The organism is Stenotrophomonas sp. 10N36 (genome assembly GCF_056395005.1).
Window position 1 is genome coordinate 132,203 of the sequence record NZ_JBFTIS010000006.1, and the last position, 14,856, is coordinate 147,058.

Consider the following 14,856-nt stretch of genomic DNA (forward strand, 5'->3'; position numbering starts at 1 on the left):
CGAAAGACCGCGGGCTTTTCTACGTCTTCCTGCGAAGCAACCGCGACTCGATCAGCCGAAAAGGCCTGATTCCAGACAGAACGCGACCAGTTCCTGATCCGTCCGGGTGCCCAGCTTGCGCATGGCGCTGATCTTCTGCGTGCTGACGGTCTTGCTGCTGCGATTGAGCGCGCGCGCGATGTCACCAACGCTCTGGCCGCTGGCGAACAGCCGAATCACTTCGAACTCCCGGGGCGACAAGGTGGCGGCCGAGGTGGGCTCGCCAGCCTCAGGCACCATTTCTTCGCGAGGCAGTTCGGGGGAACGGTAGATCCGCTGTGCCAGCAGGCTGGTCAGGGCCCCGTCGAGCTCATTGAGATTCCCGCTCTTGCGCACCACACCGCTGGCACCCGCGCGATACATTTCGGCAACGATGGAGGGGTTGGACACCATCGTCAGTATCAGAACGCGAGTGTCCGGGAAATTGCGGGTCAGGTAGGAAATGAGCTTGATCCCATCCCCCATCCGCTCGTCACCAGGCATGCTGTAGTCGGTGATGATGATGTCCGGCCCATGCTGCTGTGCGAGTTCCACCAGCCCGGCCGGGTCCTGTGCTTGACCGACGACCTGGAAACGCGGGTCGCGATCAACAAGATCGGCGATGCCTGCCAGCACAATCGGGTGGTCGTCGGCAATGACGATCTTGGTCTTCAAGGCGGGGTCTCCGGATCGCGGGGAAAGGTCAAGGTGGATCGGTCGGGTCGGCGGATATCGACTCGAGATGGGCCAAGGCGCGTTCCAACCGGACAATGAACGCCTCGGTGCCAGATGCGCAGTCCTCCGCACTGGCGCCGTCGTCGATTCTATCCTCGATACGCTTGCTCTCATCGGCCAACGGTTCTGCCGACACTAGGACCAGCGCACCACGCAGGCGATGCAGCATGTGCTTGACGCCCGGCAGATCCCCGGTCTCCTGTGATCTCGCCAGCGCGGCCATATCATCACGCATGGTCTCCAGGAAGAGCGTCCGCATCCGCGGAGCGACCGAGAGGACATCCGGGCTGGATCCGGCAACAGCCAAGGGGCTCAGATGTCGGTACAGATCGTCCAGCCGGATGGGCTTCACCAGACAATCGGCCATGCCCACGCTGCGGCAACGCGCGCGCTCAGTGGGGTCGGCATTTGCGGTGGCACCGAATATCGGCGCCGTTATGCCATGCCCGTGCAGCCGCTCTGCCAGTGCGTACCCATCGACATGCGGCATGTTCAGATCGGTGATGACCACATCGAAATGGCGACGTGTCCAATAATCAAATGCCTCGGCGCCATCGCTGGCGACGACGGCATGGCACCCGAGACGCTCCAGCTGTTCGCGCAGGATCATCTGGTTGATGGGGTTGTCCTCTGCGACCAGAACGCTCAGGTGTAGCGGCTGGAACGCCTTGGCCGACGGTTCCCCCTGCAGTGGCAGTGGGCGGCCGGTCGCGAGGAGCAGTGCATCGACCATCGCATCGAGGCGGTGCATGGACACCAGCCATACGCCGTTGACCTGTTGGGGATGATCGCCACCGCCGGTGCGGGCGACCACGTGAGGGCCGTCCCATGCGCCGATCGGTCCATTCATGGGGACTTCCAGAAGTGGCGTGCCGGGGATCGCGTCCATGCCCGGTTCCCGGTGAAGCCCCTGCGCGAGGAAACCGCGCTTGCGCAGACGGGCGCACAGGGTGTCAACCAGCTCGCCGGCCGGCGAGCGCACGTAAACGCGCTGCTCTGCGTCGGCGGAACGTCCGGTCGGGGAGGAATCCTCTGGCCGGTCCAGCTCGAGCTCGAAACTGAAACTGCTCCCAAGCCCCGTGTCACTGACCACTCTCAGTTGGCCGCCCATCAGGCCCACCAGTTGCGCGCTGATCGCCAACCCAAGGCCGGTGCCCCGCTGCGCATCGGCGCCCGGATTGGCCTGATAGAACGCTTCGAAGAGATGCGCTTGATGGTGTTCCTCGATCCCGATCCCGGTATCGGCCACCTGCCAGGCGAGCGTCGCCTTTCGCCCGCTCACGTCCCGTGCCTGAAGCCGGATGACCACGCGGCCGGCCTCGGTGAACTTGATGGCGTTGCTGACCAGGTTGTTCAGGACCTGACGTATCCTCGCGCCGTCGCCGTGGACGTGCTCAGGCACGTCGCCATCAATGCAGGCATACAGCTGCAGGTTCTTCCGCGTCGCGGACGCGGCATATGAGCGGAGTACCTCTTCGGTGAGTTCGGCCGGAGAGAACAGCACGGGCTCCAGGACCAGCTGTCCGGCTTCGGCCTTGGACACGTCCAGGATGTCGCCAATCAACTGCATCAACGTGGAGGACGAATGCTGGATGGTGCTCAGGTAGTCTCTCTGCTGACTGTCCAACGCGGTGAGCCCAAGCAGCTCCAGCGTGCCCAGAACGCCGTACAGGGGGGTGCGGATCTCATGGCTCATGGTCGCCAGGAACAGGCTCTTGGCGCGGTTCGCCTGATCGGCCTCCTGCCGAGCCTGTTGTAGAACCTGCTCGGCTTCATGCTGTGCAGTGAGATCGATGAACAGGCAAAGGGTGACAGGCTCGCCGCGATACCGGGCTTGGGTGGTATTGATCAGCAGGTGGCGTCCATCCGGTGTCCGGTAGGGGATCGTGCGGCTCTGCCCGGATTTCACCAACGTCAGTGCATCTTGACGCCACGTGCCATCCCAGCCAGGAGCGTCGTGTCGAGCACCCAGCCACTCGCGAGCCAGCGCATTCTCCAGTACCACGCTGCCATCACTGCTGCGAAGAAGACACAGCCCTATCGGAGCGGCCTCCAGGACGGTACGGCTGAACGCCTCGCTCTCCTGCAGCCGTTCCTGATTCCTGCGCAGCGGCACCAAGACGGAGCGGCGGTAGCTGCGAAGCGCCACGATGCCACCGAGCGCAAGCAGGATGGCCGCAATCACGCCGCCGATCAGAGGCCAACGCTGGTGAAGCAGCACGCGCGCCCAGCCGACCTGATAGACCGCTTGCCAGCCTTCAGCGTCACGCATGCGATAGGTAATGCTCCCTGCGCTGTAGTGTCTGCTTTGCCCGCCGCCACCATCGACTTCCGGCCCGTAGAGCAGCCGCCCGTCGGGGGCCAGGATCGAAAGCCGGTCGTAAATAGGCTCTCCAAGCACCTGCTGGTGGTCGTCGATGCGGGACACATCCAGCATGCAGGAGATCGCCGGGGTCCCGCCATTGGCCCATAGGGCCGCATCCTGGGGAGAGCGCATGACGGACAGCAGCCAACGGCTCCCATCGGCCAGATCGCGTCGGTGCCACCCCATGCCGCCGTTCTGCGGGCTTGTGATCGAGGCTTCTGCGTGAATGATGCCCATCATCCGGCGCAGGCTTGGATCCGCAGTGTTATCGGAACCGCTTATGGGGAGCGCATGCGGCACCAGCGCTGCCATCGTGCCGGTGCCATCGAGCAGGAGGCAACGGGGCGATGGATAGCGCGAATCGGACCAAAAGCTGCCATAGAACCCTGAGAAAGCTCTGCCCAACTCCATTGCTGCGGGTGAAGGGGGTGATCCGTTGCTGCTTACGACGGAAAATGGAGAGAAGGCTGCAGGGTAGGGACTGGCATCCAGAAAGCGTGGTGTGGCACGCTTTGAATCTGCGGGATCCAGCTGATGCCCCTGCCAGCGCGCCATGAAGCGCTCTTGTTCGTGCAGCGCACCAGAAAGGCGCTTGAAGTGGAAATCAACCTTCTGCTGCTCTTCCCGAAGCAGCTGTAGCGAGCTGGAGAGAAGAAGACCGGCCTGAATGGTGGCCACGGCGATGGTGCCCACGAGCAGGCTGTGCAGCCACAGGGACCTGCGCGCAAGCAAGCGCACGGGAGTGGACTCGACCGGCATGCATATCTCGTCTGACGGGCGGAGCGGCCCTTGCGAAGGATAATCGATAGGAACCCGGGCGCGCACGGGACGGTGATGGTCCCCCCAGCGGTCTGGCCCCTGCAACCATTCACGGGCTCCCGTCAGGTGACCTGGTCACCCATCCCGACAAAGTTCAGTCCCAGCGCTACCAGCTCCTGGTCGCTCCTCGTACCGAGCTTGCGCTTCGCACTGGCCTTCTGGGCGCTGACGGTACAGCGGCTGCGATTGAATCTCGCCGCGATGTCACTCACGGTCTGGCCGTTGGAAAACAGCCTGACGACCTCCAGCTCCCGCGGCGACAGGCCGTGTCGAGGCGCTTTAGGGGGGGCAGTCGTTGCGCTGGAACGACCAGCGCTACCTGACCGATAAGTGCGCTGCATCCGTGCCGCTGTCAGTGCGCGGAGAAGTTCAGCCGGATCCCCCGATTTGGTGATCACGCAGTGCGCTCCGACTCTGTACATCTCATCGATCATCCACGGGGTGGTGATCATTGTCAGAACCAGAATGGGGAGTGAAGGAAACGCCCTGTGCAGCCTGCCGATGAGCACGGAGCCATCGCAGGTGCGGGAATCGCCGGGCATCACGTAGTCGGTGACCAGAATGTCAGGTTGTTGCGTATGGAGCGCCCTCATGAGTGCGGCGGAATCACTCACCTGTGCAACCACCCGGAATCGGCCGTCCTGCTCGATCAGTTCACGAACGCCCGCCAGTATGAACGGGTGATCGTCGGCAATCACAACGCGGGACGTCCCTCGGCCGTCCTGGCGTTTCATCGGCCGTCATTCCGCTGGGCGCGCGTCTCACCATTCAAAAGCTCTGCGAAGGAGTCTTGGGGGATCGCAGCGGAGATCAGATAGCCCTGCACTTGTGTGCAGCCGAGTGCACGGAGGGTAGACAGCTCTTCATCCGTCTCCACACCTTCGGCGACGATGTTGAGGCCGAGCTTCTGACCAAGCGTGATTACGGTGCTTAAGGCACTCCGCAGTGCAGAATCCCGCGTGCAACCATGTACCAGCGAACGATCGATTTTCACCTCGGTGAATGGAGCGCTCACCAGGTTGTGGACGGAGCTCAGTCCCTGTCCAAAGTCATCCTGGGCCAACCCGAAGCCTTTCATCCGCAGGCGGCAGGCACCAGCGTAATAGTCGCTCACGTGCCGGGTGGTGCTGCTCTCCATCAGCTCGAAACAAAGATCAGCAGGCGACCCGCCGTGCTCAATGGTCAGCTCCACCAGCTCCTCCGGCAAGGTGCTTCTCTCCAAGAGATGGGGAGGCAAATTGACTGATACGGGAATTCGAAAGCCCCTCGCGCGCCACTGGGCCTGCGCGCGAACGCTCATCTTCACCATGTGCCGCAGTAGTGCCAGCTCGAGTGAGTTTTCCTGGATCAGCGGGAGAAACTGACCGGGCGATATCAAGCCCTGTTCTGGGTGGCACCAGCGGACCAACGCTTCGGCCGCCACCACGAGGCCGGAGCCCAGCGATTTTTTCGGCTGGAACCACGCCGTGATCTCACCGCTCTTCATGGCCCGCCACAACGTGTCGCGGCTTGCTGCCAACGGGAGCTTGGCCTCCTTGCTGACGGCGGCGACGCGATGCGCGCCTTCCTGCTTTTGGCTCAACAACGCCATTACATCGGCAACATCGCCAGGGGATACGGGCTTTGGGAGTACCGCAAGCACGCTGAATCCCAAGGATTCGGCCATCAGACGGGCGGAGAACATCATGCGTGTCGACGCCGAGCTGACCAATACCAGTGCCGGCTTCCGATCCTGGGCAGCCAGGCTCTGGATGAACTGAATGCCGTCCACCCCGGGCATCATCATGTCGGTGACGACCAGGTCGTAGGGACGCCAGTGGCACATCGCCAGCGCATCGGCGCCATCGCCCGAGGTATCTGCGTGGGTTCTCGATGCGCTGTTGAAGAGCTGAGCCAGCATGCTGCGTTGGAAGGCCTGGTCTTCCAGGATCAGTACATGGCGGATGGTCATGCCGGTGCTCCGTGGGACAGTTGGGTCAGGGCGCGGCGCAAGGTACCGATGTCCACGGGCTTCGCCAGGCAGCCGGCCATGCCACTGGCAAAGCAGCGTTCACGCTCTTCGGGGGTGGCGCTGGCTGTCGCGCCGATCACTGGGAAAAGGATGTCGTGCTGACGCAGGCTTCTGGTCAACGCATGCCCGCTCATGCGCGGCATGTTGATGTCGGTCAAGACCACGTCGAACGGTTGCGACCGGCACAGCTCCAAAGCATTCTGGCCGTCGGTTGCTGTCAGGACGCTGCAGCCGAGTGTTTCCAGCTGCTCCTTCATGATGATGCGATTGATCGGATTGTCCTCGGCGACCAGCACCCGCAGATCCAGCGCGTCGGGTCGGGATACCGCTGCCATCGGTACAGGGGCGTCGCTCTGTTGCAGCCGCGCCAACGCGTTTGCAATGGCGCGGATGCTGAACATTGTGACGGTGAGGTGGCGGGGGTTCCCCGGATCAACGACGGGCGTATCGCCTGCATCAGGCAGTGCGGTGACGCGGGGACCCCGCCAGCTGACGGGGGGAGAGCCGCGTGGATCGCTGTCGAGCAGAATGGCGTTCTCGTCCGGCGCGAGCGGCATCCCCGGTTCATAGCGACGCACGGTGGCACCCCACCGCTGCAGCCATTCGCTTCCACTATCTGCCAATTCGGAAACAGAGCACCGGACATAGATCAGCGGTTGCGCCAGCAACTTGGGCGCACTTTCCTCGGGCGTGGCCCGCGAATCGGTCTTCAGCGGCAGCACCATCGTGAAACTGCTGCCCAGGCCGGGCTCGCTGACCAGACGGATGTCGCCGTTCATCAGCCGCACCAGTCGGTCGCTGATGGACAATCCCAGCCCGGCACCTTCCAAGCGGTTGTGTGTGCCGATCTGACGGAAGGGTTCGAACAGACGCGCATGCTCGGCTTGGGCGATGCCTACGCCGGTATCGGTGACCTGCCAGCTCACGGACACCATATCCGCCTCACGTGCGACCAGCCGGACGCGCAGGCAGATGTTCCCGCTGTCAGTGAATTTGATCGCGTTGCTCAACAGATTTCCCAGAATCTGCCGAATCCGACCGGCGTCGCCCAGGACCTGGTCCGGCAGCGCGGGGTCGGTGCATACCATGATCCGTATTCCCTTTCGTTCAGCGGCTGCCGCATACGCACGAAGGGTCGACTCCGCCAGATCCAAAGGGGAAAACGGTGCCACGACCAAGGTGAGCTGACCCGATTCAATCTTGGTCACATCCAGAATCTCGCTGATCAGCTGAAGCAGGGCCGAAGAGGATTGCTCGATGGTTGCAAGGTACTGGCTCTGTCGAGCGTCCAGTGACGTATGCGCCAAAAGCTCCAGCGTGCCGAGCAGGCCATACAGAGGGGTCCGGATCTCGTGGCTCATCGTGGCAAGAAAGGCAGTCTTGGCTTGACTGGCGGCGTCAGCCGCCTGCTTTGCCGCGGACAAGGCCGCCTGGATCTGACGATGTCTGCTCACGTCGTTGAAAACGCACAGCAGGACATCTTCGCCGTGATAGCGGGTCCGCGCGGCCAGCACCTGGAGTTGTCGGCCATCGCTGGTGGTGTAGTCCGCGCTGCGACGTTCGCCCAGCGGGTCCGCATTGCCGGTTCGCAGATTGCCCAGCCAGTCGCCTGCTGCGGCATCGTTGCCAAGCCAGTCACGTGCAAGCTGGTTCTCCACCATCGGGGTGCCATCGTGGCCGCGCAGCACGCAAACTCCGACCGGCGCCATCTCGATCACTGTGCTGCCGAAATCGAAGCTCTCCAGGAGTTGTCGATGCTGTAGCAGCGCCGGCTGGATCAACTGGCGGTCGATGCGTCGGGTCAGCGCACGCAGCGCAACCACGCCAGCCAGGGACATCAGCAGCGAAATGCCCAGATGGGGCGCGATATCAACCAGCAGCAGGCTCAGGGGCGCGTGGTACACCAGCCGCCAGCCGTCTTCGCCAATGCCCTTGACCAATGCCAGGCCCTCGGGACGAGCGCCATCCCAGATCCATCCGAACTCGTCCTGCGCATGCCGACGCATCCAGCTTGCGGAAGGGGAGCGCTCCCCTTGCGTCAGGACTGCCTCCCCGTGCTTGTCCAGCAAAGCAAAGTCGCCAATGCCGTTGCCATTCAGGGTCTTGATCATGGCGTCCGAGTCAATCGCCAATCCCAGCCAGTGGGAAGCGTCTGGTTCCGCGCCGCCGATCGCCCGATAAAGATAAATAGGCGATCCCGTCTGTGTTGGTGCAACCCAGCGCACCCGGCTATCGCTAGGACGTTCACCATCCGGCGCCAGCGGGCTTCCCACGGTGTGTTGTCGAGAGATGAAACTGGCGCTCGGCTCCTCGTGAGCAGCCGAGCGAACGGCCACTGAGGTGCCGTCAATGTGCACCAAGCGCACGCCAAAATCGGCCAAGGTCTGTTCAGCCCGTGCCGACAGGAGCAGAGTCAATTCCTGTCCGTCGCCCGCCGTACCCAATCGGAGTCGACGAACGTTCCGGTCATCGTCATGCCTCGAGGCGCGCGCCTTCTGGCTGGAGGTGTGGACGTTGACGACCGAGTCGACCAGATAGTTCAGGAGGGCCTCGCGCTGGTCCACATAAAGCTGCGCTCGATACGCAGCAGCGTTCATCCCGCGCCTGTGTACGGAGACGTCATCGCCAAGCTGAACGAGGACGTAGAAGATCCCGGTACCGACCAGGCACACCAGGATGCACGCCGACAGCCACCGCAGCAGCACGGTGGCTGCGACGGCAGGAGCGTCAATCGCGGGGTGCTGTGGAAGGAGGCGATGCATGAAAGCATGCTATGGAGACGCATCAAGCCACTCCATCAGCCAATCCTTAAAGGCCGTCTCCTCACGCGGAGGTCGGCATGTCCGTTCAGCTCCGGCCAGACGGGGGCTGGAACTGCCAATAAGGGTGTTTCCTGTGGCGTTGACCGGTTCTAGAATTGAATTCGATTCGGAGTCCAGCGTGTCCCAGAACATCTACGACAATCAGGCCTTTTTTGATGGCTATGCCCGACTGCCGCGCTCGCAGTTCGGTCTGGAGGCCGCTCCCGAGTGGCCGGCCATCCAGGCTATGCTTCCTGTGCTGACGGGAAAACGGGTTCTGGACCTTGGCTGTGGATACGGTTGGTTCTGCCGCAGGGCACGAGTCGCAGGAGCCGCCAAGGTGCTCGGTATCGACTTGTCCGAAAAAATGCTCGCACGAGCTCGAGAGCTCACCGAGGACACCGACATCAGTTACCAGCGTGGCGATCTGGAGCAGCTCGTACTGCCGAGCAAGGCGTTCGACGTGGTCTACAGCCAACTGACGCTGCACTACCTTCCGGACATCGGCCCGCTGTTTGCTTCCATCCATCAGGCACTGCCGCCTGGCGGTTGGTTTGTGTTCACGGTGGAGCACCCGATCTATACGTGCTCACCACGTCAGGCTTGGCTCACCGATGAAGAAGGTCAGCGTTCTTGGCCGGTCAATAATTACCAGAACGAAGGCAAGCGCGTCAGCAACTGGCTGGCTGACGGGGTGGTGAAGTATCACCGGACATTGAGCACGACATTGAACGCGTTGATTGCCGCTGGCTTTACTATTCGCCACGTCAATGAGTGGGGGCCGGCTGCGGAGCAGATTGAAGCTAACCCAGCACTTGCCGAAGAGGCGGAGCGGCCCATGATGGTTTTGTTTTCCGCACAGCGATTGTAGCCATTCTAACTGCTGCGGCCAAAGGCTCTGTAAAGGAATCGCCACGCGCCCCGACAACCTCAATCATCGTTGGCCGCATCAAAGGGCCATCTGACTTCTTTAGACGCTTTCCTTCGCCTCCGCTCTCGACGCCTGCGCCTAGGGAGGCGATGCGCTTCGGCCCGCCTATGTGAACGGACCACCAGCAGGCAGCTCACAGATCTTTCACCCATTGGCGTCGTTAATTAGCCGTGGCCAACCGGGCCATCTCAGATTGACTGGAGCCCTCATGCGGACCACGTTGATTGGCGCGTTTGCCGTGCTCTCTGGTGCAGTGATGCTGGCTGGATGTGGCACCACCCAGATCAAGGCATGGAGCAAGCCGGGTGCAAGCGAAGAGCAGAAGCAGCGCGATCTGGCCGAATGCGATTACGACGCCTCCAAGGCTACGACCGGGGATGGAAAAGCGCCAAAAAGCACCGGCGACGCAGTAGGGGATGGCGTGGTCCGCGGCATGGAAAAATCGGATCTCATCAAGAAGTGCATGCGCGTCCGCGGCTATAGCGGTTGAGTTGGATGCAGGCGTGAACCTTCCTTCCACGTGCAAGGAGCGTCGTATGCGAGGTTTGCTTTCCTTGGTGGTACTGATCGGTCTGGTTCCCATGGGCCAGGCTGCAGCGGGCGAAACCGTCGAGTGCGCGTCGCGCCATTTCGAGTACAACGAGTGCGGTGCCGGACCTCTCAGATCCCCGCAGCTCATTCGCCAATCTTCGTCCAGCGCCTGCATCGTCAACAGTACGTGGGGCTTCAACAGGCGCAGTGGTTACATCTGGGTGTCGGACGGCTGCGCGGGCGTATTTGCGGATGTCGGCGGATACCACCATGGCAGGGGCGACGGATACGACTCCAATGCGCGTCGCTACGACGACCACGGTCATGACGTGGGGGCGGTGGCTGCCGGCGTGGTACTCGCTGCGCTGTTGGCGGGAGCGGCCGATGACAATTCGCACAAAAGCCACAAACACCACAGCAGCAGCGACTACGACGGCTGCCATGGCAATGGTTGCCTCGTCGACAACCCGGACGCGATCGATACACGGCCCCAGTTCGACAAGGACGGCAATCCAAACTTTGACACCCATGGCAACTACCAGGGCTGCCACGGCGAGGGCTGCAAGGTCGACAACCCGGACGCCAACAACTGATTTTCCGTGCGGGCGCGCCTAACGGTCGCCAGTCTGTTGGCACCCTATGCGCGTCCTTGAAGGAGTGACCCGAATGAGAGTTTCTGTCGCAGTACTTTCTCTCGCGTGCGCCCTCTCCGTTGGGAGCGTAGCTCACGCCGAGGTGAACAAAGGCAGCGCTACGCGTGCAGCGGCACCGCATACCTCCGATGGCATGGCCTGTGACAGCCCCAACCAGTCGCAGGCGGGCCTCAACCAGTGTGCAAGTAACAGCGCCAAAAGCGCTGACGCCGAGCTCAACCGGATCTACGCAAAAGTCCTGGCCGCCAATGCAACCGACCCCGCCTTCCTGCAGAAGTTCAAGGCCGCACAACGTGCCTGGATAGTGTTTCGCGATGCACAGATTGCGGCGCGATACCCGAGTCCCGCCGATTACGGGAGCGTCCTGCCGATGTGTGAAAGCGGAGAGTACGAGCAGCTGACGCGTGATCGGATCAAACAGCTCAATGCGTGGGTAGCAGGGACGGAGGAAGGCGACGTCTGCGCGGGCTCCTATCCTATGAGCGGACAGTAGACGGCGCAGTGGGACGTGCCAGCGTCACAGCGCAGTTGGTGCTCCAGGGAAAGCGATGATCAAGCTGAGAGAGCTCACGGGATGGAGGGGCCGTGATTTCCCGCCCACGTTGATCCTGAGTTGCCGTGGCGCCTGCGCCGCTACAAGCACTTGGCGTGCATCGGCTGGCGTCATGGCCTCGAGCAATTGACCGCCCGCCAATGCCTGTAGGAATCTTGCCGAGCTTTGTTCAACGCCGTAGAAGGCTGCTGTAGAGGCACCTTGGACTGAAACACTCTGGTCGGAGCGGGGATTGATCGGGCTCGAGCGGTTTCATGATGTCTAATCGGGCAGTTTCTTCAGCAGACGAACAATGCGTGCCCAAAACGGGTGTGCTGCATCAGTCGACGGCATGCGCCGACTGATCGAGGCACCTACGCGGGTAGGAACTGGCCGTGCGGATGAGCAGTCAAGGTGCCGAGTGGGTCTGAAACACCTTGCTGACTACCATCCACTTGCCGTCGACCTTCAACAGATGGAAGAAGTCAGTGAACGAGATGCCGGACATGCCATTGGCGTCAATGCGAGCGCTGGCTGCCGTGCCGACGATTTCGATTCTGGTGATTGCGGCCTCTGCGTCAGGAGATGGCCGGAAGTCCTTGTCGATAGCTTCAAAGAGAACTGTGATGGAGCCACCCACCAGCTTGCCCTCGGGGTCGATGCTGTACATCGTCGCCTCGGGAGCAAATGCAGGCTTCATGATGCTGCTCTTGGCCTGCTTGCAGCCCTCGATGTACTTGTTCAGCACCTCGGAGATGGCGCGGTAATCCTGGACGTAGGTCGAATCGCTCATGGCTGTTCCTTGATTGACTTGGGGGGTGGACTGAGACACTGCTGTCTGGGCAGTTGCAGCGCTGACGCCTGCGGCAATTGCGGTAAACATCAGTGTCTTGATGAGTATCATCTTCACTCGACGTCCTCTCTGTAGCTTTGGCGATGAGCCTGCAACTCAGACGCGAAAGGCGAGCGGGGCCGCCGGGGTCGAATGGGAAGTCGCCGCGGAGAGCGAATCTCTGCTTTCGCGGAAATCCACGTTGAGAGAGCACGCTGTTCGTAGCTTGCGGCGTCGTATCTGGGCCGGTCGGTACGCTTTCGACTTAGTCGGCGAGCGCCGGCCAGTCGGTGTAGCCCTTCTCGCCATTTCCGTAGTAGCTGTCACGCGGGGCTACAGTGAGGGCGGCACCTTCTTTCAATCGACGCACAAGATCTGGATTCGCGATGAAAGGCCGGCCAAATGCCACCGCATCTATCTTGCCTTCTTCTCGGCGCTTCATTGCCAACGGAAGGTCATAGTTGTTGTTTCCGATATAGGGGCCCTTGAAGAGGGCGCGCAGTGCGTCCAGATCAACGTCTTCCGGTACTGCACGCGACGTCGCCGTGGCACCTTCCACGAAGTGCATGTACGCCAGTTCGAATCGGTTGAGTTGCTCGATCAGGTAGCCGTAGGTTTTCATCACCTGGCTGTCCAAAGGCGTGTTGCCTGCATCCGGCGTCACCGGCGAGATCCGGATGCCGACGCGGTCGTGCCCCCAGACTTCAACCACCGCAGCAGTGACTTCCAGCGTCAATCGGCTGCGATTCTCGATGCTGCCACCGTACTCGTCGTCACGTTGGTTGGTGGAGTCACGCAGGAACTGATCGAGCAGGTAGCTGTTTGCAGAGTGCACTTCCACACCATCGAAGCCGGCGCGTTTTGCGCATTCGGCGGCGTGCCGGTACTGCTGGATGATGCCGGGAATCTCGGATGTCTCCAGCGCCCGGGGTTGCGAGACATCCAGCATTCCATTTGAGGTATAGGTTTGCCCTTCTGCCCGAATCGCGGAAGGCGCGACGGGCGGGGCTCCATCCGGCTGCAAGTCCACGTGGGAGAAACGCCCCACATGCCACAGCTGGCAAACGATCAGGCCGCCCGCCGCGTGCACCGCATCAGTCACCACTTTCCAACCGGCTACCTGTTCTTCCGACCAGATGCCTGGCGTGAGGTCGTAGCCCCGCCCTTGGGCGGAGATGTTGGTGGCTTCACTGATGATCAGACCGGCGCTCGCCCGCTGCGCGTAGTACCGGGCATGCATCTCACTCGGGACCCCATCGGCGCCCATGCGGCTGCGCGTCAGCGGTGCCATCACAATTCGGTTCGCCAGCGTCAGCGCTCCAAGGTCTACGGGGGAGAAGAGATCGCTGGGAGAGCTGCTGCGCGTCATCGCTGTTCCTTTCGGCAACCAGGTTGCCCGCTGAATTCATTTGATTCCAGGAGTATGGGAGCATGCGACAATGACTTGAATAGACACAAAAGTAGGTATGGTATGAACACTAAGTTCACAATCCAAGCCGGAGCGGAGGGTGAAAGGTCAGCGGAAAGCCACGCTGCTCCACCGGTATATCTCCAGGGACTTCTGACGTTCGAGTCAGTGGCCCGGCATCTGAACTTCTCCAAGGCGGCGAGCGAGCTAGGCGTTACGCCGACTGCGGTGTCCCGCACCATCAAGACAGTCGAGGGTCAATTGAATGTTCGGCTCTTCAACCGGACCACGCGCAGCGTCAGCCTGACAGAAGCAGGAGCAACACTCAGTTCCAAGTTGTCACCCGCGCTTGCGCTGATCAGAGATTCCTTGTCGGAGACGCTGCTTGCGACCGACCAGCCCTCTGGCACCGTGCGGGTCAACTCTTCCTACGTGGCTTACCGGACGTTGATCGAGCCTCATCTTCCCGAGTTCCTCGCTGGATTTCCTTTGATCCATGTCGAGATATCACTGGACAACGTGCTTGGCGACATCGTCAACAGTGGCTATGACATCGGCATCCGCATGGGCAAAAGAGTCCAGAACGATATGGTGGCAAAGCAGCTCGGGGCCGCGCAAAGAAGAATCGTGGTGGCTGCGCCGGACTACTTTCGCGGGCGAACGGAGCCCAAGGCGATCGATGATCTGCTGAAGCATGACTGCATTCGGCAGCGCTACTCAGGGGGTGGGCGCTGGTTCGAGTGGAAGTTCGATGCCGATGGGCAGACAGTCCAGATCGAGGTTCATGGACGCCTCCTTTTTGATGAAATGAAGTCTGTCGTGGATGCCGCTGTCCAAGGCCAAGGTATCGGCTTCGTATTTGAGGACTTCGCGAAGCAGGAGTTGGCTGGCGGCCAATTGCGGCGCGTACTGAAACAGCACAGTGGAATGGACGATGCGTTTCATCTTTACTACCCACATCGAACGCATATGCCGGGAAAGCTCCGTGCATTCATTGATTTCATGACGGACGCAAATGCAGCCTAGTGAGCGTCGTTGAGCCACTCATGGCCGGTGCACTGGGCGATGCTGAACTGTCTGCTTTTGGCCGGAAGTGGACCTTCGGGGAGGACGGAGGCGCCGACCGCTGGTAATGTCCGCTTTCGACGGCGGTTTCAACTGGTCACCCAAAGCGGACACCACGGGCAACGACTTAGCGCCATTTCGTCGGCGATCCGGGT

The 14,856-nt window shown here is 61.5% G+C and carries 12 protein-coding genes; 5 read left to right on the forward strand and 7 right to left on the reverse strand.

Going from position 1 to position 14,856, the window contains the following annotated elements; translation table 11 throughout:
* Nucleotides 1–51: 51 nt before the first annotated feature.
* From AC1DCJ_RS08460 to AC1DCJ_RS08480, 5 genes are all read right to left on the reverse strand, one after another.
* Nucleotides 52–693 carry a response regulator gene (locus AC1DCJ_RS08460; RefSeq protein WP_137191365.1) on the reverse strand — a complete coding sequence of 214 codons (642 nt, stop codon included), beginning with the start codon at nucleotides 691–693 and terminating at the stop codon, nucleotides 52–54.
* A 28-nt stretch (nucleotides 694–721) separates the two neighbouring features.
* Complete coding sequence (locus tag AC1DCJ_RS08465) at nucleotides 722–3,877, reverse strand: hybrid sensor histidine kinase/response regulator (protein ID WP_478070678.1); 3,156 nt, start codon at nucleotides 3,875–3,877, stop codon at nucleotides 722–724.
* Between the two features lie 122 nt (nucleotides 3,878–3,999).
* Nucleotides 4,000–4,671 carry a response regulator gene (locus AC1DCJ_RS08470; RefSeq protein ID WP_478070679.1) on the reverse strand — a complete coding sequence of 224 codons (672 nt, stop codon included), beginning with the start codon at nucleotides 4,669–4,671 and terminating at the stop codon, nucleotides 4,000–4,002.
* Entirely contained in the window at nucleotides 4,668–5,888 is a 1,221-nt protein-coding gene (locus AC1DCJ_RS08475) for an EAL domain-containing response regulator (protein WP_137191362.1), read from the reverse strand. The genes AC1DCJ_RS08470 and AC1DCJ_RS08475 overlap by 4 nt, the downstream gene beginning before the upstream one ends.
* Nucleotides 5,885–8,710 carry a response regulator gene (locus AC1DCJ_RS08480; protein WP_478070680.1) on the reverse strand — a complete coding sequence of 942 codons (2,826 nt, stop codon included), beginning with the start codon at nucleotides 8,708–8,710 and terminating at the stop codon, nucleotides 5,885–5,887. The genes AC1DCJ_RS08475 and AC1DCJ_RS08480 overlap by 4 nt, the downstream gene beginning before the upstream one ends.
* Before the next feature lie 178 nt (nucleotides 8,711–8,888).
* Between AC1DCJ_RS08480 and AC1DCJ_RS08485 the strand changes: the two genes are divergently transcribed.
* The 4 genes from AC1DCJ_RS08485 (at nucleotide 8,889) to AC1DCJ_RS08500 (ending at nucleotide 11,357) form a co-directional block, all read left to right on the forward strand.
* Complete coding sequence (locus AC1DCJ_RS08485; protein WP_478070681.1) at nucleotides 8,889–9,620, forward strand: class I SAM-dependent methyltransferase; 732 nt, start codon at nucleotides 8,889–8,891, stop codon at nucleotides 9,618–9,620.
* A 268-nt stretch (nucleotides 9,621–9,888) separates the two neighbouring features.
* Entirely contained in the window at nucleotides 9,889–10,170 is a 282-nt protein-coding gene (locus AC1DCJ_RS08490; protein WP_038691275.1) for a hypothetical protein, read from the forward strand.
* A gap of 13 nt (nucleotides 10,171–10,183) precedes the next feature.
* Nucleotides 10,184–10,804: a DUF3011 domain-containing protein gene (locus AC1DCJ_RS08495; RefSeq protein WP_478070682.1), complete on the forward strand. Its 621-nt coding sequence runs from the start codon at nucleotides 10,184–10,186 to the stop codon at nucleotides 10,802–10,804.
* Nucleotides 10,805–10,877: 73 nt separating this feature from the next.
* Nucleotides 10,878–11,357, forward strand: a complete 480-nt coding sequence (locus AC1DCJ_RS08500) for a lysozyme inhibitor LprI family protein (RefSeq protein ID WP_478070683.1) — start codon at nucleotides 10,878–10,880, stop codon at nucleotides 11,355–11,357.
* A 448-nt stretch (nucleotides 11,358–11,805) separates the two neighbouring features.
* Here the strand turns inward: AC1DCJ_RS08500 and AC1DCJ_RS08505 are convergent, their stop codons facing one another.
* Entirely contained in the window at nucleotides 11,806–12,189 is a 384-nt protein-coding gene (locus tag AC1DCJ_RS08505) for a nuclear transport factor 2 family protein (RefSeq protein ID WP_478070684.1), read from the reverse strand.
* A 304-nt stretch (nucleotides 12,190–12,493) separates the two neighbouring features.
* Complete coding sequence (locus AC1DCJ_RS08510; RefSeq protein WP_478070685.1) at nucleotides 12,494–13,597, reverse strand: alkene reductase; 1,104 nt, start codon at nucleotides 13,595–13,597, stop codon at nucleotides 12,494–12,496.
* A gap of 102 nt (nucleotides 13,598–13,699) precedes the next feature.
* Here AC1DCJ_RS08510 and AC1DCJ_RS08515 point away from each other — a divergent pair, with 102 nt between their 5' ends.
* Nucleotides 13,700–14,662, forward strand: a complete 963-nt coding sequence (locus tag AC1DCJ_RS08515) for a LysR family transcriptional regulator (RefSeq protein WP_478070686.1) — start codon at nucleotides 13,700–13,702, stop codon at nucleotides 14,660–14,662.
* Nucleotides 14,663–14,856: the final 194 nt, after the last annotated feature.